This is a genomic window from Leisingera caerulea DSM 24564, assembly GCF_000473325.1.
Taxonomy (GTDB): Bacteria; Pseudomonadota; Alphaproteobacteria; order Rhodobacterales; family Rhodobacteraceae; genus Leisingera; species Leisingera caerulea.
On record NZ_KI421513.1, the window covers coordinates 2,869,106 to 2,891,766 of the forward strand.

Annotated in this window: 33 protein-coding genes; all 33 read right to left on the reverse strand. The window is 63.5% G+C overall.

Features of this window, described 5'->3' with window-relative positions; translation table 11 throughout:
* Positions 1-4: 4 nt before the first annotated feature.
* Entirely contained in the window at positions 5-259 is a 255-nt protein-coding gene (locus CAER_RS0121125) for a DUF1799 domain-containing protein (protein ID WP_161631098.1), read from the reverse strand.
* 107 nt (positions 260-366) lie between these two features.
* Entirely contained in the window at positions 367-696 is a 330-nt protein-coding gene (locus tag CAER_RS0121130; RefSeq protein WP_027237246.1) for a hypothetical protein, read from the reverse strand.
* 20 nt (positions 697-716) lie between these two features.
* Complete coding sequence (locus CAER_RS0121135) at positions 717-1,652, reverse strand: phage tail tube protein (RefSeq protein WP_027237247.1); 936 nt, start codon at positions 1,650-1,652, stop codon at positions 717-719.
* Complete coding sequence (locus CAER_RS29810; protein WP_154667803.1) at positions 1,653-1,808, reverse strand: hypothetical protein; 156 nt, start codon at positions 1,806-1,808, stop codon at positions 1,653-1,655.
* Positions 1,805-2,233, reverse strand: a complete 429-nt coding sequence (locus tag CAER_RS0121145; RefSeq protein ID WP_027237248.1) for a phage tail terminator protein — start codon at positions 2,231-2,233, stop codon at positions 1,805-1,807. The genes CAER_RS29810 and CAER_RS0121145 overlap by 4 nt, the downstream gene beginning before the upstream one ends.
* Entirely contained in the window at positions 2,233-2,661 is a 429-nt protein-coding gene (locus CAER_RS0121150; protein ID WP_027237249.1) for a gp436 family protein, read from the reverse strand. Before CAER_RS0121150 ends, CAER_RS0121145 begins: the two co-directional genes overlap by 1 nt.
* A 55-nt stretch (positions 2,662-2,716) precedes the next feature.
* Entirely contained in the window at positions 2,717-3,202 is a 486-nt protein-coding gene (locus tag CAER_RS30215; protein ID WP_027237250.1) for a hypothetical protein, read from the reverse strand.
* Between the two features lie 12 nt (positions 3,203-3,214).
* On the reverse strand, positions 3,215-4,105 hold the full coding sequence (locus CAER_RS0121160) for a Mu-like prophage major head subunit gpT family protein (protein WP_027237251.1): 891 nt from the start codon (positions 4,103-4,105) through the stop codon (positions 3,215-3,217).
* A 10-nt stretch (positions 4,106-4,115) separates the two neighbouring features.
* Complete coding sequence (locus tag CAER_RS0121165; protein WP_027237252.1) at positions 4,116-4,547, reverse strand: hypothetical protein; 432 nt, start codon at positions 4,545-4,547, stop codon at positions 4,116-4,118.
* Positions 4,547-5,608, reverse strand: a complete 1,062-nt coding sequence (locus tag CAER_RS28285) for a phage protease (RefSeq protein ID WP_051357826.1) — start codon at positions 5,606-5,608, stop codon at positions 4,547-4,549. The genes CAER_RS0121165 and CAER_RS28285 overlap by 1 nt, the downstream gene beginning before the upstream one ends.
* A gap of 105 nt (positions 5,609-5,713) precedes the next feature.
* Complete coding sequence (locus CAER_RS28290; protein WP_036797495.1) at positions 5,714-6,205, reverse strand: phage virion morphogenesis protein; 492 nt, start codon at positions 6,203-6,205, stop codon at positions 5,714-5,716.
* Positions 6,206-6,334: 129 nt separating this feature from the next.
* Positions 6,335-7,141 carry a DNA adenine methylase gene (locus CAER_RS0121180; RefSeq protein WP_027237253.1) on the reverse strand — a complete coding sequence of 269 codons (807 nt, stop codon included), beginning with the start codon at positions 7,139-7,141 and terminating at the stop codon, positions 6,335-6,337.
* Between the two features lie 160 nt (positions 7,142-7,301).
* Entirely contained in the window at positions 7,302-8,459 is a 1,158-nt protein-coding gene (locus CAER_RS28295) for a phage head morphogenesis protein (RefSeq protein WP_036797497.1), read from the reverse strand.
* Positions 8,452-10,098 carry a DUF935 domain-containing protein gene (locus tag CAER_RS0121190; RefSeq protein ID WP_027237255.1) on the reverse strand — a complete coding sequence of 549 codons (1,647 nt, stop codon included), beginning with the start codon at positions 10,096-10,098 and terminating at the stop codon, positions 8,452-8,454. The genes CAER_RS28295 and CAER_RS0121190 overlap by 8 nt, the downstream gene beginning before the upstream one ends.
* A gap of 169 nt (positions 10,099-10,267) precedes the next feature.
* On the reverse strand, positions 10,268-11,968 hold the full coding sequence (locus CAER_RS28300) for a hypothetical protein (RefSeq protein ID WP_051357827.1): 1,701 nt from the start codon (positions 11,966-11,968) through the stop codon (positions 10,268-10,270).
* On the reverse strand, positions 11,965-12,531 hold the full coding sequence (locus CAER_RS0121205; RefSeq protein WP_027237256.1) for a phage protein Gp27 family protein: 567 nt from the start codon (positions 12,529-12,531) through the stop codon (positions 11,965-11,967). The genes CAER_RS28300 and CAER_RS0121205 overlap by 4 nt, the downstream gene beginning before the upstream one ends.
* Positions 12,532-12,534: 3 nt before the next feature.
* Positions 12,535-12,831: a VpaChn25_0724 family phage protein gene (locus CAER_RS0121210; protein ID WP_027237257.1), complete on the reverse strand. Its 297-nt coding sequence runs from the start codon at positions 12,829-12,831 to the stop codon at positions 12,535-12,537.
* The gene (locus CAER_RS0121215) at positions 12,831-13,187 is read right to left on the reverse strand and encodes a DUF2730 family protein (RefSeq protein ID WP_027237258.1); all 357 of its coding nucleotides are present in this window, start codon (positions 13,185-13,187) and stop codon (positions 12,831-12,833) included. The genes CAER_RS0121210 and CAER_RS0121215 overlap by 1 nt, the downstream gene beginning before the upstream one ends.
* Entirely contained in the window at positions 13,187-13,513 is a 327-nt protein-coding gene (locus CAER_RS28955) for a hypothetical protein (protein ID WP_051357828.1), read from the reverse strand. The genes CAER_RS0121215 and CAER_RS28955 overlap by 1 nt, the downstream gene beginning before the upstream one ends.
* Complete coding sequence (locus tag CAER_RS0121225; RefSeq protein WP_027237259.1) at positions 13,510-14,043, reverse strand: hypothetical protein; 534 nt, start codon at positions 14,041-14,043, stop codon at positions 13,510-13,512. Before CAER_RS0121225 ends, CAER_RS28955 begins: the two co-directional genes overlap by 4 nt.
* Entirely contained in the window at positions 14,040-14,927 is an 888-nt protein-coding gene (locus tag CAER_RS0121230) for an N-acetylmuramoyl-L-alanine amidase (RefSeq protein ID WP_027237260.1), read from the reverse strand. The genes CAER_RS0121225 and CAER_RS0121230 overlap by 4 nt, the downstream gene beginning before the upstream one ends.
* A gap of 89 nt (positions 14,928-15,016) precedes the next feature.
* A complete protein-coding gene (locus CAER_RS0121235) occupies positions 15,017-15,391 on the reverse strand; it encodes a hypothetical protein (RefSeq protein ID WP_036797499.1) in 375 nt (124 codons plus the stop codon).
* Positions 15,391-15,645, reverse strand: coding sequence for a hypothetical protein (locus CAER_RS0121240; protein ID WP_027237262.1), 255 nt, complete (start codon positions 15,643-15,645; stop codon positions 15,391-15,393). The genes CAER_RS0121235 and CAER_RS0121240 overlap by 1 nt, the downstream gene beginning before the upstream one ends.
* Positions 15,646-15,648: 3 nt before the next feature.
* Positions 15,649-16,089 (reverse strand): regulatory protein GemA, encoded by a 441-nt coding sequence (locus CAER_RS0121245; RefSeq protein ID WP_027237263.1) that lies wholly within the window; start codon positions 16,087-16,089, stop codon positions 15,649-15,651.
* Entirely contained in the window at positions 16,086-16,343 is a 258-nt protein-coding gene (locus CAER_RS28310; RefSeq protein ID WP_154667804.1) for a hypothetical protein, read from the reverse strand. Before CAER_RS28310 ends, CAER_RS0121245 begins: the two co-directional genes overlap by 4 nt.
* A gap of 23 nt (positions 16,344-16,366) precedes the next feature.
* Positions 16,367-16,582: a hypothetical protein gene (locus CAER_RS29815; protein WP_154667805.1), complete on the reverse strand. Its 216-nt coding sequence runs from the start codon at positions 16,580-16,582 to the stop codon at positions 16,367-16,369.
* Positions 16,583-16,603: 21 nt separating this feature from the next.
* Positions 16,604-16,864: a hypothetical protein gene (locus CAER_RS28315; protein WP_051357829.1), complete on the reverse strand. Its 261-nt coding sequence runs from the start codon at positions 16,862-16,864 to the stop codon at positions 16,604-16,606.
* A 9-nt stretch (positions 16,865-16,873) separates the two neighbouring features.
* The gene (locus CAER_RS0121265; RefSeq protein ID WP_027237264.1) at positions 16,874-17,554 is read right to left on the reverse strand and encodes a DUF3164 family protein; all 681 of its coding nucleotides are present in this window, start codon (positions 17,552-17,554) and stop codon (positions 16,874-16,876) included.
* A gap of 37 nt (positions 17,555-17,591) precedes the next feature.
* A complete protein-coding gene (locus CAER_RS0121270) occupies positions 17,592-17,960 on the reverse strand; it encodes a hypothetical protein (RefSeq protein ID WP_036797504.1) in 369 nt (122 codons plus the stop codon).
* A complete protein-coding gene (locus CAER_RS0121275; protein WP_027237266.1) occupies positions 17,960-18,832 on the reverse strand; it encodes a hypothetical protein in 873 nt (290 codons plus the stop codon). Before CAER_RS0121275 ends, CAER_RS0121270 begins: the two co-directional genes overlap by 1 nt.
* A complete protein-coding gene (locus tag CAER_RS0121280) occupies positions 18,829-19,572 on the reverse strand; it encodes an AAA family ATPase (protein WP_027237267.1) in 744 nt (247 codons plus the stop codon). Before CAER_RS0121280 ends, CAER_RS0121275 begins: the two co-directional genes overlap by 4 nt.
* A gap of 66 nt (positions 19,573-19,638) precedes the next feature.
* Positions 19,639-21,771, reverse strand: coding sequence for a transposase domain-containing protein (locus CAER_RS0121285; RefSeq protein WP_027237268.1), 2,133 nt, complete (start codon positions 21,769-21,771; stop codon positions 19,639-19,641).
* Positions 21,768-22,655 carry a ParB/RepB/Spo0J family partition protein gene (locus CAER_RS28320; protein ID WP_051357830.1) on the reverse strand — a complete coding sequence of 296 codons (888 nt, stop codon included), beginning with the start codon at positions 22,653-22,655 and terminating at the stop codon, positions 21,768-21,770. Before CAER_RS28320 ends, CAER_RS0121285 begins: the two co-directional genes overlap by 4 nt.
* Positions 22,656-22,661 lie beyond the last annotated feature (6 nt).

Consider the following 22,661-nt stretch of genomic DNA (forward strand, 5'->3'; position numbering starts at 1 on the left):
ATGTTCAGCTTCCGTTCATTTCGGCCAGAGCGCCGCCTTCGATCATCTGGACTTTGGCAAACAGGGCGGGGGTCATTTCGGTGCCGCCGAGTGCCCAGGCGGCCTGTGCGCCGGGGTAGTTCAGGCCGGTTGCGCGGATCCGGCCGTCAGCCAGGGCGATCCGGTTGAACTGTGTCGCGGCGTCCAGAAAGGCTTCCACCGCCTCCACGTTCTGCCGCCAGACCCCTTCAGCCTCCTGGTGGCCGGGCCGCCCGGCCACCATCAGTTCCTGGGGAATGCCGAGGGCGGCCGCGTCTTCGTCATCCTGGCACCGGGCGGAGGAGTGCTGGAACAGGGTGCCCTTGGCCCAGGCCCGCCCGGCCCAGATCAGTTTCCCGGCAGCAGCCCGTTCATGCTGAGGTGGTAGGCCCCCATCAGGGCGATCCGGGCGTAGGGCTTGGCGATCACCGCTTCGCGGATCTCATCGCTGTAGGGGATAGGCTTGCCGTCTTCGCCCGCCAGGTCATCCATCGACAGAACCGCCCGGCGCAGGAAGTCTTTGGTCTCATCGGCGGTGGCCATGGACAGGCCTTCCAGTTCGGCTTCATCCAGCGCATTGAAGGTGGCTTTGAACACCTGTTCTTCGACGCCGTCGCCTTTGGGAACCTGGACTTTCACCGGGCGGGTAAAGGTGGGGCTTTCAAGCACATTGAACACGGGAATGCTCCTTTCTGGGGTCAGGTGAGGGTCATCGACCACTGGCCGTTTTCAGTTGCGGCGCGGGGCACCAGGCGCAGGGACCATTCCTTGATGCCTTGGGATTGCGACAGCCCCGGCCGCTGCATCTGCGCGGTCGGCAGGGACAGGCTGGCGATCTTGCCCGCCTCGGTGCCGTGGGTCACAGCGACAGGCACCTGGGTCATCGCCATCGCCATCTGGAACGGGTTGAAGGCGGCCAGCTGCTGGGCTTCCACGGTGGTCTCGAACAGCTCCGACTTGTCGGTGATCAGCACCCGCTCAGCACCCACCAGGAAGCGCGGCTCCACCTTGTTGCCCAAGGCCAGCTTGGCGGTTTTCATGACCAGGGCGGTGCCGCCGATGGTGAACACCGGGGTGTTGTTGTGGCTGACCACCAGCGGCTCGGTCCACGACGCCAGATCGACGGCGGGTGCGGCGGTGTCTGCCGGAAGCGTGAATAGGCCGGTCAGGTCGAACTTGATCTTCGGCGTGGCCTGCGCATCGAGCATGAACTCTGCGGTGCCGCGGGTGCCCAGCATGACGTAGCGGGTGCCGCCGATGCTGATATGCACCGTGCCCGACTCTTGGCCGTTCACAATGGGGGTGTACTCAACAGAGGTGCCGGCGGTGATGGTTTCGGCCACAGCACAAGCGCGCAGGAGCGACCCCCAGGCCGGTGCGGTGCCCGCGGCGCCGGAGGTGCTGAGATCAACGGTCAGGGTTAGCTTGGAGTGCAGGTCCAGCGGAATGGTGCCGTTGGCGCTCATGCCGGGCTGTTCCAGATCGCGCTCCTGGTCTTGGCCTTCCATCGGCTTCAGGGTGACGTCGAAGCCCAGGATAGCATTGGCCGCGCCGGTCGGGGCGGCGTCGGTGCCGTAGGTGCCTTCCAGCTTGAACAGGATGCGCTTATCGCGCCAGTACATCGGGGCGGCCATTTATGCCTCCTTTTCCTTGCGGGGCGCAGCGGCGAGTTTGGCCGGAGCGGGGGATTTGGGTTTCGGGTCCGCGGCGGGCTTTTCGACCTGCTGCAGCTTGCCGTCAGGCTTGCGGATGAAGCTGCCGCCGGTTTGGGGCAGGGGGTTCTTGCTCATTGCGCGATCCTCAGTTGCGTGTTGATGGAAAAGACCAGCTCGTAGAACATCCGGCCTTCCTTGAAGCCGAGCAGGCGGCCGCCGCCGACCTGAAACACCCCGGGCCCCTGTTCCGGCGCCCAGCCCGCGACGGCCCCGATCACGGCCTTGATCAGAGGGCTGGCCTCCGCCAGGGCTTTGCGCCCGGCCTTGTCTTGGGAAGACGCCACCAGGACCACGGAATAGCTCTCAGCCAGCTCCTGGCTGAACACTCCGGTTCCATCCTGGGCCTTGCCGCCCTTGATGCCGTTCGGGCAGACATAGGCGTTGGCGTTTTGGGGCAGGCGCTTGCTGTTCATCAGCTCGGTGAAGGACAGCACGCCAGATGCGCGATGGTGCAGTGCGGGCACCTCAGAATTCAGCCGGGCAATCAGCGCGTCGATCATCAGATAAACCCTTTCAGGTTATCCGGGGTCAGCGGCCGCTTCCGGTCGTTGACGCGCACCCCGTTGCCGGGCTGTGTGGCCGGTTCCACGCCTTGCACCGGCAGGCGCACTTCACCCTTGGCAATCTGGCGCAGGGTGGCCTTGGCGTCCTTGTACTCTTCCACCTTCTTGGCGTCCGGCTCGTAGAGGTGCAGCTTGTAGATGGCGATCTGCTCCGCCAGCTCCTCGATGAGGGGCGGGGTTTCCGAGAGCGGCAGCACATAGCGGCCCTGCAGGTGGCCGTCGATCAGGGCCGCGGCGCCGGTGATGGCATCGGTGACCACCGTGGGGTCGATCTGGCCGGTCGGCACTTCGGCGCGGTCGGTCAGCTCGATCAGCAGGCTCTCGCCGTAGCGCTTAATCAGCTTGTCCTGGGTGCTGTAGGTCATGACGCTCTCGGGGTTCGGGAAGGGGGAGGCGGCGCGCGGGGCGCCGCCTGCAAGGTCAGCGGACGGAGACGATCAGCTCCGGGTCGTTCATCAGCGCCGCAATGTCGTCGTCGCTCAGATCTGCGCGCGGGATTTTGGTCTCGTCGCGGCTGAACTTGCGCCCGATCCGCCAGCGGCCACGCTCCGGCCCCTGGACAACCACAAAGCCTTCAGCAGCTTCGTCCTGGCCGTCCTGGCCGTCCTGGCCGTCCTGGCCGTCCTGGCCGTCCTGGTCGCCCTGGTCGCCCGGTGCGGCGTCCTCGTCGCCGGACTGGGTCGCCGGGGCGGCGGGGGAAGGTGCCGCCCCGGTGTCCGGCTGCTGTCCCGTTTCAGCAGCCTTGGCGCCCGTCTCCGGATCGCCATTCGCGTCCTTTGCCTGAGCGGCCGCCTTGGCTTCAGCCTCGGCAATCGCTTTCTTCAGGTTGTCGGTGGACGTGTTTTTCGCCAGATCCAGCTTGAGTTCAGCGGCGCGGGCGAACAGAGCTTTGCGTTCTGCGTTCATCAGATCAGCTCCTTACGCCAGCCAGGGAACCATCAGCACCTCAGCGGTGCCGCGCCATTCGTTGTCCGAGCCGTTGATCTGCTCGTTCTTCATCAGGCGATTGGCTGCGCCCTCGTTGGAGGGGCCAACGACCAGCAGGTTCGGGGTGATGCCCAGCGGGCGGCCATGGTCACCCTTCAGGCTGGTGAGCGCCACGCGGGCGGCCTCATAGTTGGCGGCGTCCAGCGTCTGCTTGGAGCCATGCGCCATCTGCCAGTAGCCGAAGCCGACGTTGGAGCGGCCATCCACCCCGTAGATGAACTTCTTCTTGCTGAAGACATTCGGGTCCTGCGGGTTGTCCAGGGCGACGAAGTTCGGTTTTTCGCGCTCCTGGAACAGGATCGGCTTCAGTGCCCGGCTGGTATCCAGCAGGAACCAGGGAGCGCCAGCGCCGCCGGAAGTGTTCGAGACGGTGATCACCTCGCCGTTTTCGTCCAGCACCGGATGGTCGGTGTCGAAGAAGTTCTGGCCGTCGTAGCAGGGCGAAGTGAAGCCGTTCTTCAGCAGGCTGAAGACCAGCTGGTCCGGGTGTGCTTTGGTCGAGCGGCCCATCTCTTCGAACATCGGAGCGTAGACGCCGATCTTGTCATCCTTGATCGCGTTCCGGTCCACGCCGATGGTCAGTTCGTGGTCCTTGTTCTTGATGGTGTAGGCGTGCTCCGAAATACCATGGACATGGCGCTCGCCGACCCATTCGCGCATGTTCGGCATCTGGCCGAGCCAGCCGTAGGTCTCCTCGCCAGCGGTCGATGGAACCACCGTTGCGACCCGCTCGTACTGCGAGGCAGCCTGGCCGAGACCGCGGTTAAAATGCGCTTTAAAGCCCCTGCGAACGGCTTCAAGAGTTGAGGAATTGATGTGCATTGCGGCCTCCTTAGCCTGCGTTGGTCAGCGCTTCATCGAAGCGGACCCAGACGCCCTGGGCGTCCACATTGTCGATGAAGCCGGCGCGGGAGCGGGTGCCAGTGCCGTCCGTCTTGGCGACGGTCTGGTCGTCCACGACGAAAGACATCTGCCCGATGTCGGCGATGGTGATTTCGTCGGCACCTGCGGAGTTGGCAAATCGGGAGATGCCGGGATCGTAAGGCACATCCAGATCGCCATCAGCACCCAGGCGGTTGTCCACATGCTCGCTGGCGCGGCCAACCGCTACCAGGTTCAGGGCGGTTTGGCCCTTGGTCAGGTAGCCGGCAGCGTTGCGCATGACGATGGCGCCGGTGAAAATCCGGACGGCTGCGGCGGCCTTGCCGACCTTGTTGCCGCCCAGGGCTTTCGGGGTGTTGCGGTCACTGGTCAGGGCGGTCATCAGCTTGCCTCCTCTGCTTTGGCGAACTCCTCGGCGCTGAGACCGAGCTGGGTGGTGACGCTGCTCTCTTCCGAGTTCAGCGAAACCTCACCTTCCTTCGGCGCAGGCGGCAGGATTGTGGTGCCGGACTGGGTGAGCTTCGGCAGGCCGTTGATCAGCTTTTCAGCCATCGCCGGATCCTGCTGATGCAGGGTGATGTAGTGGTCCCGGCTGGCCTGGACGCCGACACGCATTTCCTTGATGGCGCCGTCGACAAAGGCCTCGGCCGAGGACTTCTTGTTGCCATCCTGGAGGGAGGTGACGGTTGCGCTCAGCTCGGTGAGAGTGGACTGCAGCGCCTCGATGGTGGCGTCCTTGCTGGTGTCCGCACCCGCGGTCTTGGCCGCGGCCACGATGTCGACCGCCTTGGCGCCCTCTGCACAGCCCAGGGCAATGCCGATTTCGCCCATCTGGGACTGCAGCTCATCATTGCCGCCTTCCAGGCGGGCGTTCAGTTCAGTTCGCAGGGTCTCCTCGCTGGCATCGGGCTTGAGGCCCAGCAGCGTGGCGACGAATTGCTGAAACTCCATGGTTTCGGTCTCCTGGTGATGAAGCGCGGTCATGCCCTGCAGGTTCGGCCGGTTGACCAAAGACGCGCGCGGGATGGCCAGGATCTCCCGGCCTTTGGGTTTTTGCAGGGTGATGACGGGAGAAATCCCGTTGTAGGCGCGGTCCTTCAGAAGCGCCTGGCCAGCTTCGGTCCATTCGACCTTGCCCCAGATGCCGTCTTCGCGCGCCTGCATTTCGGTGATCCAGCCGCGGGCGGGGGCGGGCAGCCCCTTGGGTGCGGCAAGATCCAGTGCGTGGTTTTCGTCAATGGGCAGCTTGGCCGAGCTGGCAAAGCTGCTGTCGATCACTTTCTGAGCGTCGGCTACATTGTAAGGCCCCCGGCTGTCGTTGGTGCGAACCACACCGGACGCCGCAGGCAGAAGCTGCACCCACTCCGGAACCCCGTCGCCGTCCTGGCTGGCGGGGATCTCGGATTGCAGCGCGATAGTGGTGGTTTCAAACTCTTTTCCCATGTCCGCCAATGTCGCAGGACCGGAAAACAAAAAATGCCCGCAACGGTTTGCGGGCACTTTTCTGCGGGAGCGCTTCGGGCAGGTTGGCGCGGCTGGCGCCGCCGGTCAACCCTCGCCGTCAGCGGCGTCCTGAAGCCATTCTTCCAGCTCCAGGACGATGTTGGACTGATCCTCCTCCGAGATCCCGATGAACTCCCGCGCCGGGATGTCCCCCCAGGGGATTGAAGACCCGTTTGAGGCGGTGCCGAAAGCACCCTTCGCGGCCCCGAACTGCATCACGGCTGATTGAATCGCATTGGAGCCGTATTCGACGCCGTCCTTGCTGGCCTCGTAGAACAGGTGGTTTCGCATATCACCGCTGACATTCAGCGGCGCGCCGAAGGTCAGCCCCAGCTTGGCATAACGGGCCAGCGTTGCCGGTGACCGTGGCGCGAAGGGGCTGCCGTCGGGGTTTTCGCCGCGCTGCATCCGGTCCTGGCTGGAGCTGAGCAACAGCTCGCCAATATCGGCCATGGCCTCAGACGGGTCTTCCAGCGCTTCACGCACCGCCTGGAGCATCGGGTCAAGGGTGTCGGTGTTGTAAACAAGTCCGGTCATGGCTATCTTTCTCCTGCAGGCGCGACACGGTGATATTCTCCCGGCCGTAGCACAGTCCTAGCGGCTGGAGCGTTATGCGGGGTTTCCGGCATTGCCGGGTGGGAGGCCCCGCCGCCTGTTTCTCTCCTCCTAAAGCAGCGTCAGCCGCGGTTCGAAATTGGTGATGAACAGCTCCGCTGCGTCCGTCGCCGCTTTCTGTGCGACGGTGTATTTCAGGCGGACCTCCTCAAAACGGAATGCAGCAAAGATCTCGCGGATCTCCGGCCGGTCGTTGATCGACAGCAGGAACTTGCCGTTGATGCCCGCCAGCAGGTCGGCCATTTTCTGAAACTGGCCGCGGTCGAACATGTCTTTGCCGTAGTCGTTCTCGCCGCCGAAGTAGGGCGGATCCAGATAGAACAGCGTGCCGGCGGTGTCGTAGCGCTGCACCAGCTCCGCCCAGTCCAGATTTTCGAACACCACGTTCTGCAGCCTCTCGTGGGCTGCATCCAGAATTGGCTCCAGGCGGCTGAGACTGAACCGGGGGCCATGGGTTGGTGAGACGCCAAAGGTGCCGTCGTGCTGGCCCCCGAATGCCTGTTTCTGCAGGTACAGAAAACGCGCAGCGCGCTCCAGGTCGGTCAGCGTTTCCGGGTTGACTTGGCGCAGCCGCTCGTACTCCCGGCGCGATGAAATCTGGAACCGCATCACGTCCATGAGCTGCGGGAAATGGCGCTGCAGGATCCGGAACAAGTTGGTGATCTCGCCATTGATGTCGTTGGCCACTTCCAGCTTGGGTTTCCAAGCCCGCCGCAGGAACACGCCGCCCATGCCGACAAAGGGTTCGGCATAGGTGGAGTGCTCCACTGTTTCGATCCGCTCAATAATCCGGCGGCTCAGGGCTTTTTTGCCGCCAAGCCAAGGCGCTACAGGCGCCGCGGGTGCTACTTTCTCCATTGTAGTCATTGGTGATTCCCAAATAGAAGCCGCCTTGCTCTCGCGGGAGCCGGGCGGCACTGAGCTTTCTTGTGCCGGCGCAGACGCTTTGAACGGATGTTTGCGCGGGAAAGGGTGGTGAGACACCCGATCCCCCCGCCTGGCGGCGAGGGAAGTGTTCTTAGAGGCGACCGCTCTTACGCAGCAGGCGCTGCAGCTCACGGTCGCGTTTGGCGGCATCGCCGCTCAACCTTCTGAAACTGGTGACGAACAGGCCCTGGCCGGTCTGAGTGGCCTTGACCACCAGCACATGGCCGTCGGCATCTGCTGCGCGAACAAACACCAGGCTGCGCGCGCCGTCCGGAATGCGGTGGGTCGCCTGGCTGACCGTTGCCTGGGCCATTGCATAGTCGGCTGCCGTCAGCTCCGGATGTTCGCGGAGCTGCTTTGCGGCGGTCTGGGGCGAAATGTCCGCCACCATCCGCTGGGCGCCTATGGCCTTGGCGTCCTCTGCCTTCAGGCGGACCAGGGGGAAGTTGCCCTGCGGGTTTTTCAGCCAGGTGTCGAACGGGCCGCCGGCCACCCAGCTCTGGATCAGGTCGACCGAAGGGCGCTCGTTCAGCTTGTCCAGCTTCTCGCGGAGCTGCAGCACGGTTTCGCTGACGGTTGAACCTGGCGCGTAGCCCCAGCCCTTTCCAATCCCGGCGGGCGCCCCGGTCCTTGGGTCCAGCTTGTCCCAGCCCGGCTGCAGCTCCACCTCTGGCTTGCCGCCGCGCCGGATGGCCCCGGCGACGGAGCGGGCACCGAACACCCGGCAGGAGCAGCCCCAGCCATTGGGCGGGTAGTGGGTGGCCCAGAATAGATGGTCTGCAGGCAAGATCAGCCCGTCCCAGGCAAGATGGTGCAGGCGCGGTTCGGCCGAGCCGCCATGCCGGTAGACCCAAAACGGGAAATTGCCGTTCCGGAGCTGCGCCAGGCGCCCGGCCATATAGCTGGTGCGCATGTTGGTGCGGTAGATGGTCCGCATCCGCCAGGCTTCACCTTTGGGGGTGCCTTCGCCAGTCCAGCCGTGCCAGCCGTGCTTCTCGACAATGGCCCTGAAATCCGCCTTGAAGGTCTCAAAGCCGGTGCCGTCAGCGATAGCCTTGTCCACGGCCGCTGCCAGGTCTGACAATAGATCCGCGTTCGTGGCGCCCGCGACCATGAAGGCGCGGTCATGAGCGCTGTGGCGCAGATCCTCCCAAGTGGAGGTGGGCACCAGGTCGCCAAGCCGCAGCCGGAAGGCGGCAACCTGTTCCTTGAACGGCTGCCGAAAAATGGCTGAGAACTGATCAGGCACCGGCTTCGTCCTCGACCGCTGCCATCCCGGCGGTGACGCTGGCGGTGATCGCCTGGGCCATTACCTGTGTCAGCTGGCCGGTGCTCAGTTTCGGGAAGGCGCTCAGCAGATATTCGCGGAACTCCTCCAGATCCGAGGAGGCTTCCAGCATTCCTTCAATTTGCTTGATGGTGTCATCCATCGCAGGCGCCATTTCCCGCTCCAGCCGGCCGGTCAGAGCCGAAACCGGCGAGAACGGCTCAGAGGCCCCAGAAGGGGCTTGTTCGGCCTGCAGCGCGTCTTCCCCTTCCGCACCCCCGCTTACCCCGTTTAAACCCCGTTTAAATTCGCTCTCAGGGCGCTTGCCGCCCTTTTCCGGGGTCGGCACATCGTCCTGCGGTGGGGTTTCGGGCTTTTTGCCCAGGGTTTTCTCTCCGCTCTCAGGCGCGGCCAGGCCGAACTTGCCGCGAACCTCCTGTTCCGACACCACCAGCCCGCGGTCCACCCAAGGCGTTACGCCCTCGGTCCAGGCCACCAGGTCCTCCTCCTCCGGGCGGCCGATCTTCAAGCGCGGATAGATCTTCTGCGGCCCGTAGTTCAAATCGACGAAGGCGCGCACCAGCTGCTGGTTGATGTGCCCGCGCAGCTGCACCGCATCCGCCCGCTCAATGTCCTCCTGGACTTCCCGGTGCTCTTTGCCCGATCCCAGGCCTCCGGTCTTGGCGTCGGTGGTTGCGGTCTGCCCCAGGACGGCTTTGGAGGTCTGTTCGTCCAGCCAGACTGCGCGTTCCTTATAGAGGTCGCTGGAGGAGCTGGCGCTCTTGGCCTCGATGAACTCGATGGCCATGCCTTCCGGGATGATCGCCGCGCAGTCACCGGCGATGTTCGCAACCGCGCCGAAAAGGGTGTCCTTCTCCGCCTCCGACGCGGACGAGTTGTATTTGCCGACCCGGATCGGCTGGCCGTAGGTCTGGGTGAAGATGGCCCAGTCCCGCTGCGTGAAGGCCTTGAACATCCACGTCCAGGCCGCTACGCGGGCGAGGCCGCTGCGGAGCGGCAATCCGGACTTCGCCTTCATGGTGGTGAATACGAACTTGAAGGCAGGCAGATCCTCCTCCTGGCCGCCGTTGGACAGCATCACCGGTGTGCGCAGATCCTCCCGCTTGAAGCGGAACCAGCGGGGGTCGCGCCATTCAAGCCGGGCGGGGATGGTCATGCCGCCGGAGTGCTCCCAAATGATTTCCGTGAAAGAGTAGCCTTTGCCGACCGCGTCCAGCATATCGAACAGCTCGGTTTGCAGCTCGTCGCGGGTCAGCCAGTCGCGCAAGGCATCGGCGTGCTTCTCGCAGTCCTTGGTCGTGCCCTTGGTCTCAACGGTGATGTCCAGCTGGCTCACAGACCGCTTGCGGGTGCCCAGCACTGCCAGGTAATGCGGATCGCGCTCCTCCAGGGTCTCCGCCAGCTCCAGATAGCTGACCGGGTCACCCTGGTCGGCCTGGCGCAGGATGGTGGCGAGGCGCACCGGGTCCAGCCCGTCGGCCGGGTAGCCGGTGGCTGGCGAGCGGATCGTGCCGAATTCCGCTTTCGCCACTTCCTGGTTCAGCAGCTCCCGCTTGACCGGCCGTCCGTAGGGATCCACGAGCTGGTAGCGTTCGGCCATCACCGTCCCCCCCGCAGCATAGCGCCCAGGAAAAGGCGGGTTGCGCTGAAGGCGGAGCTGCCCGCCTGCAGCTGGGGCCGGTTCGCCGCTCCCGGCCGCAGCTCCTTGGCCTTTTGCTCAGCGCGCTTCTTGGCCTGGATCTGCTTCCGGCGGTTCTTCTTGTGAGGCATCACACCCCTCCTCGGATACGGGCGCCGAGCGGTCCGGCCCAGGGGCTGCGGGCGGCATGGTCTGCGGCGCGGTTGCGGGCCAGGCGCTCGGCGCTGGTCATGGCCATCCCTTCGCTGCCCTGGGGTTTCTTGACGGCGCGGTAGCCGATTTCGCCGAACGGCTGATTGCTGGCGTAGAAGGCCAGGGCGCTGGCGATGGCGCTGTCGCCGTGCCGGGTCAGCCCGTCGGTGCCCTTCATCCGGAAATCTTCGGGGACCTTGATGATGCCGCCGACGAACTGCAGCGACTGGTGGTCCTGGACAACATCGGCATGGGCCACCAGGACGATGGTCTTGTCGCTGAAGGCCTCAATGTAAGGCGGCATCTCGCGGGCGTACCATTCCCGGCTGAGGCTCACCTCCATGATGATCTGGCTGCCGTAGCGCTGAGTGGCCTTTTCCGCCAGGTAGGCGCCATTGCCGGTCTTATCCAATGCGCCTTTAACGAAGTTCGGCAGCCGGTCGCAGATGTAGTAGAGGATGTCCCGCTGCTGGTCGAAGGGGATGTTGCGCAGCTCCACCAGCAGTTTGGTCTCGCGCACCAGCGCGGGGGTGATCTCCTTGATCACGATGTCTGTGGCGTCACCGGAGCGGGCAAAGTCTTCGCCCATCACATGCTTGCTGTCGGGGTTCAGCCTGTCGAGGACCGGCTTCAGCTTCAGTTTGCACCACTCAAGGGCAGCGCGCTTGCGCACATCGTCGGGCTTGTTCTTGAACTCGTCCGGCTGGGTCCAGCGCTCGTATGGAATGCCCTGCTTGGTGCAGGCCTCGATCTGGACGCGGGTCAGGGCTGCGCCCTCGGCTTCGGCCGGGATGGCGTCCAGCTCCTGGCGCATTGCCGCGGTGCGGGAGCCATAGGAGCTGCGGATCTTCTTTTCCCACGCCTCCTGCGCCTCCTGAGACCAGTCGTCGCCTTTCATCAGGCAGACGCGCTTGAACAGTCCGTTCTCGACGGCCTGGCTGAATGGGATGTGGTGGACCTTGAAGCCGTTCTTCCCGGCCTTGGCCTCGCGGATCAGCTCGTTAAAGGCGTTCAGCACGCCTTTGTGGGTGGAGATCACCCGCACCTTGCCGCCCCAGATCAGCAGCGCGTTCACCGCGTCGATGACTTCCCGCACATCCCGGTGATAGGCAGCCTCGTCAATGACCACCACGCCCTGGAGGCCGCGGATGTTGGCCGGGTTCGAGGACAGCGCCTCAACCCGGAAGCCGCTGGCACAGGTGATCCGGTAGGCCGAGATATCTTTGGAGGAACCGTCTTCGCGCTGGTCCTTGAAGATGAACTCCTCAATCTGCGCCAGCTCGTCGGCCACCACCTTCAGGAAGTGAGAGACATAGCCGATGAACTCCCGGCCCTTGTCCTTGGTGTCGCCGATGTAGAAGACATTGCTGCCGCCGCCGGTGCGGCTGGTGGAGGCGGTGATCGCGCAGTCCAGGGCCTCGGCGAAGGTAATGCCGGTTCGGCGCCCCTTCTCAGCGATTTTCAAGTCGCTCTTGTCTTCAAGCCAGGCGCTCTGGTGCGCCATCAGGATCCCGTCTGCCAGCGGATCCAGATCCTCCGGCAGATCGGTGCCGAGGTTCAGCCCCTCCGGCAGCTTCGCGGCATCCCGGGAGAGGACAGGCTTTTCCGGTGCCAGGTCTGCAGGGTTTTGTGCGGTCACGACCGCACCCCCAGGAGCTTCTTGCGCAGGTCCGCCGCGCGCTCGGCACTCAGGCCAGCCTCCGCCACAGCCCCTTCCACCCGGCCGGCCATCTCGTCCTGGGCCTGACGGCGGGCCTCGGCCGCGATACGCTCGCGCTCCGCCTCCATGATCTTTTCCCGAAGCCCGGCCGAGTGCATCAGATCCTTCAGGGTGCGCGCCAGGTTTGCCAGGCTTTTGGCGTCGATGTGCTCGCCTTTCTCGGCCACGGCCTGCATCAGCTGGAACATCGCAGCGGCGATCATCTGCATGAGCGCCCGGTGCATCCCGCTTTCCGCCTCGATGTCCATGTCCGAGAGCAGCGTCTCCGCAATGGCGAAGGCCTCGCGCTGTGTCTTCAGCAGCTTGGAGAACTCGCCGACGGCCGTCTTCCCGACTGTCAGGCAAAGCCCTTCCTCCTCAAGCCAGAAGTTCAGGTCCTCGGTCACGCCGATAATGTCCCCAAAACCGCGGTCCTGAAGCGCCTTGGCCAGCCGGTGGCGGATCTCCACCGGGACCAGATCAAGTTTCTTGGGAGGCGGCATGGGTTACCTCCCGGGGCGGGGGCGCTGGATGTTCGGATGGCGGGCAATACCTTGGGCAATCTCCACGCCGCGGGTCGTCGCAGTGGCCACGATGAAACCGCTGTTGTCTTCCAGGGAGACCAAGCCCTGCTCCTGCAGCCAATGCAGTTCGGTTGCGACCTGGTCGCGCGTGAAAGCGATGCCGAGCCTAGGCAATTGGGTACCCAGCATCGAGGCGTTGGAGGTGTATGCCGGCGCATCTTCCAGAAAGCGGAGAATGGCAATTCGTGCGTGCTCGCGCACGGTTTCGTGGTAACTCATCAGCGGCTCCCTTTAAGTAGGTGGTCTTCGTGGCGGGAGACGATGCTTTCCAGGCGGCCCATAATTTGCTGGTTCCCCTCCAGCACGGCTTCCATGCGGCCCATGGTTCCGTTCACCCGCTCCATCGCCAGTTCAATCTTGTGAACGTCCTCCCGGCTCGGCATCTCCTTGACCGTATGCTCCAGGGCGAGCAGCCGGTTTTCGTGCCGGTCCATCCGGTCGGACCCTTGCTTGAAGCGCTCTTCGACATTCGTCCGGCGGGAGCTGATCCAGGCGTAAACGGCGGTTCCGAGAGAAACCGCCAGTGTCACGAAGGCCACGATGTTGGACCACGTGAAGGTCGGGTCAAACTCCATCAGTGCAGCTCCCCGGTGTGCTCCGGACCAGGAGGCCCGAGAGCCTGAAAGTCTGCGCCGTAGCCGAGCGCACAGGACACGCCGCCCGGTTCCGTGGAAACGATGGTCCAGGTGCCGTCGTTTGGAGCAATGAACAGGTGAATGGTGTTTCCGTTCTTTGCCAGCATCTCCGCAATGGGCAGCTCGCTGTATTGATCCAGCAAAGCGCCGGCCATGAGGTCGAACGTTGAAAAACAGGTCACGGCAACCGCGGGAGACGCTGCCCAGCCGAATTGAACGGCGGAGCCAATGGCGATGGCGGCTGCAAGGGCGATGATCCGGATCATGCTGCACCGCCTGTCATGCTGGCGGCGATGATCTGCTGCTTTTCCTTGGAGCCGGTCGAAGAGCCAAAGAAGTAGTTGCCCACCTGGCTGGTCATGGCACCAAGCGCGCCAACCATGATCAGCAGCACTTCGCCGCCGTCATCGGGCAGGCCGAGGTAGAAGATCGCAGACAGGACGCCGAAGAAACCGGCGATGATCAGCACGCCGAGGACGGCCGGGGTCCAGTCCCGCATCTTGACCTGCCGGTCGCGCGCGCTGGCCCGGTCCCCGGCGGCGATGCGCTCCAGCTCGATGCCGGCTTCCTGGAGCTGGGCGGCAAACTCGGCTTCGATCTGCTTCAGCTTCACCAGGTCGGCGGGCGCAGCATTGAGCAGCGCCTCCTCGACAGCCGCTTCGCTGGCGTCCTCATTGCCCTGCAGTCCCTTTGCCAGTGCTTTAACCGCAACCCCCGCCATAGGGCCGCCAAGGGCGGTGGCGATGGTCGGGGCGATGCCGCCCAGGAACCGGATGATTTTGTCCTTGTGCTTCATTTGGGGCCTCCCTTGAAGCCGGGTTCAGAAAAGGTGACGGGGTCGGCGTAGCGCTTGACGATCCAGCCCACGGCGCCGCCGTAGAAGACCTTCAGCCACTGGCGGCCGCTGAAAGAACCCGAAGCAATCACCGGGAGCGGTGTGCCATCGGGGATTTCCGTGATGATGTTCGGATTGAAGCTGGGCCACTTGCGCATGTTCAGCGCCCCGCCGGGGACGTTGACGATGGCCATCTCTTCCTCGGCGGAGGACACCGACCGCTCCTCCAACTCCGCCTCGGCCGGATCGTCCCGGCCGAGGATGCGTGCCCGGACGTGCTCCAGCGGGAACAGAGGATTTGAGTCCACTTTGCGGCCCGGCGAAATGTACCAGTGGGTAGTGATGTCTTCGAGAGTCGGGATTGAGGAGAACAGCGTCTGCAACAGCTTCAGCAGGGCACTGATCTGCGCCTCCGGGTAGGGCATCCACAGGCCGCGCCCGTGTTCGAGGGTCTCAGCCTCCTCGATGCCGTGCAAGCCGATGTCGAGCTTCTGGCCGAACCAGGTGCGGGCGTAGGTCGCCGAGCTGCGGGTCATGCGGCCGGGGTTCACCAGCTCGATACCGATGGAAAAGCCGTTGCACCATTTGCGCCCGTGATATTCGGACGTGCCGGCATGGAAGGCCCTGTCGCCAGTCCGAACCTGCTGCACAGTGGTCCCGTCCAGTTCGATCACGAAATGAACGGACACCTTGGCGTCATTGTTCTGGAGGTAATAGGCGGCGCTGCCGGGCTTCAGGCTGCTGGCCGTGTCATGCAGAACGACCAGGCTCGGCGTGATCTGACCGCCTGACCACTTTGCCTCCTGAAATTCGATGCCTGTAACCTTGCCGCCTTGGATGCCCATTTCCGGCCCCTTTAAACCCCGTTTGAATGGGGTTCAGGATGGCGGGCGCGGCGCAAAAAAAATGCCCGCAACGGCTTGCGGGCTATTTTTCAGAAGAAGGAAAGTTGCGCCTCATCGCCTGGCGGCCGTTCGTCCAGGTACTTTCGAACCGTGACGTCGGACACGCTGAGCTTGCGGGCAATGTCGGCAATATTCAAGCCCTTTGAGCGGTAGACCCGGGCGCGCCATTCTTTGGCAATTGGGGTGCGCCGCTGCAAGCGGTGCGACACAGAGCCGAGCGCCTTTGCCTTTGCATAACCGACAACGCCCACAAGCTTTGAGGTTTGCCGGGGCTTCAGGGAGTACCTGACTTCGGTGCCGCCGAACGCCTCCAGGAACTTCAGGGTGTCCTCAAGGCCCAGCACTTCGAAATAGGGCTGCACCTGGGCGGTCGGCCGCGGAAAGGTCGGGGTGACGTCGCCCATCAGCCCCTCCCTTTGCGGTGCTTCCGTCTGGAGCGCTTGCCCAGGGTGCTTGCTGGAGTGACGGTCGTCACCACGCCATTTTCGAGGACGTACCGGCGGCCGCCGCTGATTACGGCGGTTGCCTCCGGGTGGCCCTCAGCCAGTTCGACCTTGCGGCGGATCTTCCGGCGCACGGCGTTGACATTCAGCCCTTCGGCCAGCTCCAGGTGCCGGATCACGGCTTTGTCGGAAACGAAGTAGCGGGGGGGCTTCATGATCTACTGCTCCAGCTCGATGCCGGCGCGCCAGCACCAGTCTGTAAGCGCGTTGATCACGTCGCTGATCTGCTCATGCTCGATGAGCATGTCCACGTCCGCCACCTCCGCGCCCCAGGTATCGCCGAAGCGCGACCGGATGAACTTGTTCAGGCCTGCGCGGGTCGGGTCCTTCAGTTCGCCGCGGGAACCAAGCAGGCTCCACAGCACATGGATGAACCGCACGCCGCCGTGCTTGGCGCGCGGGTGCTTTTTCTTGCCGCCGGGGCGGGTGCTCGCCCCGGCTTCCTTCAGGTGGCTGACCACCCTCAAAAGGTCAGCTTGGCCCATGTCGGTCAGCGAGCTTTTGCCGGTGACCTGCAGCTGCATTTCCTGGCGGGCGTCATTGTCCATGCCGAGTTCCCGGCATTGCGCGAAGATCTGCCTTTTCAGGTTGGCGGTCATGACAGCACCTCTTCGATGTCATGCACGGGCGCCACCGGGTGGAACGCCTGTTGCTGGGCCTTCATGCGCTGCATGGCGCGCTCCATTTCCTCCCTGGCCAGCGCGTCGAACTCGTCGTCGGGCATCTTCGCCAGAGCAGCGTTCTGCTTTACCACGGACAGGCGCCCGCCCAGCACCAGTCCGGCGCGATGTTGCTTCGTTGCGTAGGCGCTGAAACCGCGTCGCAGGCTTTCCCTGATTTCGTCTTTCGTCATTGCCATGTTCCGGCTCCAATTCTTCAGGATTGGGTTGAAGGGGCTTGGCTTTGGGTGATTGCGGATTTTGGCTGCAGCCAGTGGACGGTGAAGCCGTCGGCCTCCATATCGCGGGCCTGCTCCAGCGGGATTTCCATGCTCCAGGGGCAGTCCTGGCCCTCCAGTTTGACGTGAACGGCAGCGGCCACCGGGGGGATAGTGAGATCTGCGAATTTTGCAGGTACTGAAGGCTCAGACATTCTTTCTCTCCTCATCTTGGGTTAGCCGGCAATCTGCCGGGCCAAAGCGGCCTCCAGCATTTCGCTGCGGCGCTGCAGGATGCTCAAAGGCAGGCCCTGGGCGCGGGAAAGGTCCTTCAGCTCCTCTGGGGTGGCGGCCAGCAGTTCGGTGTCCAGGCGGCCGGAATTCACCCGCCCGCCATAGCCGCGTTCCAGGACCGCCCGCACCCCGCCCGACACCGGGGTGTCATCGCCGGAAACCTCAACGGACGTGCGGCGGTCGAAGAAGGTCAAAGCGCTCATCGGGGCACCTCACGCTTTGGCCAGGTCGATGGAGATATGCTCCCAGGGAGCGTCAGGGGCGGGGCGCTGATGGCAGTTGACATAGGTCGCCTTGCCCACCGCGCGCTCCGCGTCCTTGATAGCCTTCATGGCGCGCTGCCAGCGTTCGTCCTTGATCTCCAGCTTCTTCAGCTTCAGCAGTGCCGCCCGGTTGATCTTGCCTTCCTTGTCAACATTAAAGGCGTCGGTAACGACCGCGCGCAGCTCGGCCTGGGCGCCGGACGTCCAGTCGCTCAGGCATTCGTCCACCAGGGACTTGGCAATCTGCAGCTCTGGGCCGAAGTCAAAGCGATCCGCGGTGCGGACGCTGACCTTGAACAGCCCGTCATAGCTCATCAGCGTTTTGTTGCCCTTGGGGCCGCCCAGGGTGGCGCCATATTCCATCGCCAGCACATCTTCAAAGGTCGAAATGTCCTCGAACACGTGAGCCTTGAAGCGCGCCGTCTGCTCGCTCAGTGCGATGGCATAACCGATGATCTTGCGCACGGTTTCGTCCTGGAACTGGTCCTGGGCTTTCACCAGCTCCAGCGGCACCAGCGCCCCTTTGGCATCCGCCATGTAGGTTTTGCCGTTGGCTTCGACTTTGCCACTGGGGATCTCCGCAGGCTTGAACTCGCTCTGTGGTGTGTCTTGGGGGGAGTATTCAGTCATGAGTGATGCTTTCGGTTTTGCGCGGGTGGCGCGGGGTCTAGGTTTCCTTGTTGAACTTCGGGCAGGCGCGGCAGGCCCGCTGCATCCGGACCCGGAACGGGTTCGAATGGGACCAGGTCTCGGCGCGGCGGCGGTGGGCCAGGCAAGCGGCACTGGAGATCTCTGTTTTCAGGGCAGGGCAGTGAACCGGCGCGTTCATGAAGACGTCGCGCACGACCTGTTCGACCATTGCAATGCTGCCGGGATAGGCATTGCGAATGGTCTGGCTTACCACCGTGGCGCTGAGATCCAGTTTCGCGGCGACTTTCTTCTGCGAAGACTGGTCGCACTCCTGCACCAGAACCCGGATCCAGTCGGGCAGCTCGTCGCCCCAGGCATCCTTGGCAACAATCAGGCGGTCGCTCATCACAGGCGCCCTCCAGGTGCGTAGACAATTTTGTCATCGTTGGTGTCGATGACGACTGTCATGCTCCGCTTCTGCGGGGGCAGCGGGCCGGTGTTCTTCATCAGGACCAGAGGGGTTTCGTTCTGCAGAATGCGGGTGCGGGCAGCGGTGCGGAGGTAGCCTGCACGGCGCAAGGTCCGGCAATAGTCCAGAATGCACTTCTGGGAGATGTCCGGGCGGGCTGGGGACAGTGCGGCAAACAGGTCAATCGGCCGGAACCGCTTCTGCTGACGCATCGCGGACCAGATTGAGCCTTCCTTCGTGCCGCGCTTGCCTTTCGCATCTTTCCGGGCTTCTGCCGGGGACTTAACGGTGAGGAAGGTTTTGCCCTGGCTGCGGCCCCACACCCTCATGATGCCGGCTTGCTTCAGACGGTTCAGGAACCGCGTCCGGATGGCTTCAGACGCGCAGATGGAGGCTACATCCGCCGATGTGAAATAGGGGCGCTCCGAAACGTACTTCCAAATCTGCTGCTCTTCCGGGCCGCGTGGTTCGGTGGTGGGCAGTTCAACCTCAGTGCCGTTCTGGCGCATTTTTTCCAGCAGCTTGCTAAGCCGCTCCTGCGACCAGGCGGTATCCAGCTCGCGTCCTTGCGCGGCCGCGATGATATCCGCGGCCTCATCTTTGCCCCAGACAGTATAGTACTGCGTGGAGCCTTCTTTGCCGCATTCGGTCACAAGGCCTTTACGCTGCAGCGAGCGTAAGAAATTCTGACGCGCCCAATCGCTCGCTTCGCAATAGGTAGCGACGTCTTGGTGGGTGAACCGCAGGCGGGTCTGGATGAATTCCAGGATCTCTTTTTCAGCGGCGTTGCGGGTTGTGATCCGGATCATTTCAACCCCCGGCGCGGGCTGGGTGCGTCCTTGCGGCGGAATTCGATGCCGCCCCAATCCTGAAGGGATATAGCGGTCTGGCCCATCTTACGCGCCTCGCTCTTGACCTGGGCAAGATCTGTCACCATGCGCCGAACGTTGCCGGTGTTGCGCTCCAGGATGGCGTCCAGAAGATCATCGGCAACCTCCACGCCTTCGGCGTAGACGCTGGCCAGCAAGCCCGCGTCTTTCAGGGTCGCGGGCTGGGCAGCCACCCAGGACATGACCCGGCTGTCGATGAGTTCGTATTTACGGAGCTTCTGCGGAAATTCCTCCATGCCGATCATGATGACCGGTGTGTCCGACCCATCGTGCAGGTCCCGGATCAGCTCGATGACGCCGCGGCGGAAGGCATAGTCAGCCTCGTCAACGATCAGAGTCCGGCCGTCCTGCGCCAGCGCCTCGCAAGCCTGCAGAACCATATCAGGCACGACCCGCTTGGGCGGGAGGCCCAGTTCGTGCAACAGCCGTTCCAGGAAGGTCTTCTTAGTCCAGTCGCCCTGCATGGAAATATGGATGACGTCAAACGCCGACGCGCAGAAAATCGCCCCGAACGTCTTGCCATAGCCCGGATAGCCGTAAAATACGCCCAATCCAGGCATTCCAAAGGTCCGGTTCTGCAGCTCCTTTACCAGTGCTGCCATCGTTGCAACGTTGGTCAGCGGCTGTACGCTATTGCCGATTTCCAATGTCTGTGTCATGCTCGCTCCTAGTCAATCAATGCCGTCGCCGTGGGGTCCATCCAGGCGGCGGCTTTCTTTTGTGATCTACCCGGCGTTATTGCCGCCGAATGCCTGCTTCAGCGCTGCCAGCGCCTCGTATTCCGAATGGCTTTGGTAGCCCTCCAGCCAGGCCGCTTCGCGGTCCCCGACAGGGTCGCCGTTCTGCTGCCTGCGCTCGATGTCCTGCGCCTGGCTGAACCGTTCTTCCGGTGTACCTGCCACCTTGAATTCCTCCTGTTTGCTTGCAGGCGCAGGCTTCTTACGCCCGCCATCCATTTCCAGGATAAGTGCTTCCTGCGCGGCTTCCGCGTTGGGGTCGGAATGCTGCCGGAAGTTTGAAACCCTGGGAGTCTTCGCGAACACTGGCTTCACCACCTTGGCTTCCATCAGGGCCGTGGTTTCCTCGCGATGCTTGTTCAGGTCGGCGGCAAGCTGCTCTGGCGAGTGCGGGGCGTGCAGCTCGGCAAGTTTCTTCTCCGCCTTGGCAATCTGACGCTTTCGCTTTGCGGTGGCACGTGCGCCTTCCAAGTCGAAGAAACCGATCTTCTGCTGGCACTCGGCAAAGCCCAGGTAACCGCCTTCGGGACCGTAGATATGGACGCCGCTGTGCAGGTCCTCCGGGTCAAAGCGCACCACGATCTTGCGGTTGGCTTCCTGGCTCATCCAGTCGCAGTGGTAGACATTGCCGTGGAAGGTCAGGCTGCCGTTGTGCTTGTGCAGCTTGGCGGTGTCTTGGCCCATCAGCCAGAGATTGCGCTGTTCCTCCGTCGCCTTCAGAACCGGCGCCGAGGCGTAGCTTTCCGCGAAGGTCTCGTCGAAGGACCGGCCTTTTGCGGTATCGGAGCGACGCCCGGTGCGGGCATTGTGCTCTTCAATGCCCTCTTCAAACACTTCCAGGAACTCGGCCGCATTGATCGCGCGGCTGCCGTAGTTTTCCGGCTTGGCGGTCGGGCGGTTTCCGACATAGGCGCCTGCGAACCGGGGGTCCTTGGCGATAACCTTGGCCACGTCCCCAAAGCCGCGTTCAATCGGCTTGGACTGGCCGCTGGCGAGGTTTGCCCAGTGCATCTTGATGCCCAGCAATGGCAGAACGCCGACCGGGTCATCCTCGCGGATCTTGAACCGGAACCGGGTAGGAGCGCCGGCGGTCATCCACTTGTTCGCAAATTCGTGGCCGTTGTCGAACAGGCAGCGCTTGGGGATGCCCCAGGTGTCGACCATTTCGCCGAAGGCGGCCATCACCATGACCTTGTTGGGGTCGTGGTCCACACGCCAGGACAGGAACTTGCCGGAATACAGGTCCTGGAACACAACGATCTGAGGCCGGTTCACGGTGCCGTCGGGCCATTTCACAAAGACGTCGATCTTGTGGCAGTCCGCGTTCACGGCTTCCATCGCGTGAAGGCCGGTGCGGTCGCGGATCTGAGCCGGGAAGCAGCGCATAAGGCCTTTGACGCCTTGGCGCAGATAGGCCTGGGTTGTGCGCTGCACCTCGGCATCCAGCCAGCGCTTGGCAGTTTTTTGGATCGGGTAGGGCCAGCCTTCCCGCTCCGCGATTTTCACCGCGGATCTGTAGGAGGGAGCGAAGTCCGGGCCTTCCAGCCGCAGGTAGGCGCTCTTGAGCCAGTCCATGAAGGGCTTGTACTGGGTGCGGTCTTCCTTCCTGACACGCTTCCTGGGCGGCTGAGGCGCCAGGTATGCGAGACGGTCTTCGGCCGCGACACCTTCGGCCAACTCCATCCAGTTATACACCGTGCGAGGGCTGACGCTCACCTCCGCCGCGATGATTGCCACAGCCTGCACTTGGGTCGTTCCGCTGCTGTGCAGCAGCTCCACCTTGTTCAGGGCATCCAGGCGGCGTTGGCCTTCAGCTTTGGCAGCGTCGGAGAGCTTTTCGTAAGCCAGCCAGGCCGTCGTCCGGTCGGGAGGTTCTGCAGGGGCTTTAACGCCCTGTTCAAAGAGCTTTAAACGGGCTTCTAGCGGCAGCAAAGACCAGTGGAAGAACAGACCGCCGCCGCGGCCCGGCCTGCGCTTCAGCGCCTCCTGATTGTCCTTCCAGCCTTCCCGCTCGGCATAGGCATTCACGCCGCGGACGCTGCCGGGCAAACCGGGCAGGCGCGCAGCGGCAATATCCGCAGCGGACCACCATTCCTGTGCTGGAGACAGATCGCCGGTCACTGTGCCGCCTCCCGCTTACTGGAAAAAGGCACGACTTCACCCGCGGCGGCTTGCTGCTGGGCCTCGGCCAGCAAGGCAGCCAGGTCGTCGAAGTGGGTGCGGACAAATTGCAGCCGCGCGGCCTTTGATGCCCGGGAAAAGGCGTCGCCGATCTTGCCGGACTGCGCTTCCGCGGAAGACACCGTCGCCGCTCCGGGGGCCTTCTTCCGGTCCAGCACCTCTTTCGCGGATTTCGCCTCGCCTGCTCCCAAGGCTGCGCAGATCTCGCTGCGGTCTGACTGCGCACCGCATTTGGCGATGTGTTCCAGGTCCTTAAATTGCACCCTGTTCGGGGCGCAGCGGAGTTGGCCGATTTCCTCTTTGGACAGCTTTTCGCCGACGCTAATCAGGCGGAAGATCTGGCGCTCTCCCTTGCCGAACACCTCTGCGGCGTTGGCGGCGAACGATGCAACTGACATTTTGTCAGTTGCATTCCAGCGGCCGCGCGCCCCAGCTTTGCCCCGGGTGCTATCCGGATTGTCCAGCTCATACAGCTTCTTGTGCTCCGCCAGGAACACCGCCATGTCCAGCGGGGTCAGCGGAGCGCCGGCGACGTTGGCGTCAACCTCAATGCGGATCGCCTCGTCATTGGTGCATTCGGTGACCTTGACTGGCACTTCATCCAGCCCGGCCTCCCTGGCGGCGGTCAGCCGGTGCAGGCCGTCCATCAGCCGGTAGCCGTCCTTGATCCGGCGCACCAGCAGCGGCTGCAGGATGCCGCCCACCTCTTGGATGGATGAAACGATGCTGGCCACCGCCGTGGCGGAGGCGGTACGCAGGCGTTCCTCCACCTGGATGTCGGCAACGGGCAGCGTTTGAATTTTCTGCCAATTCGGAGGGGTCATTGGGGA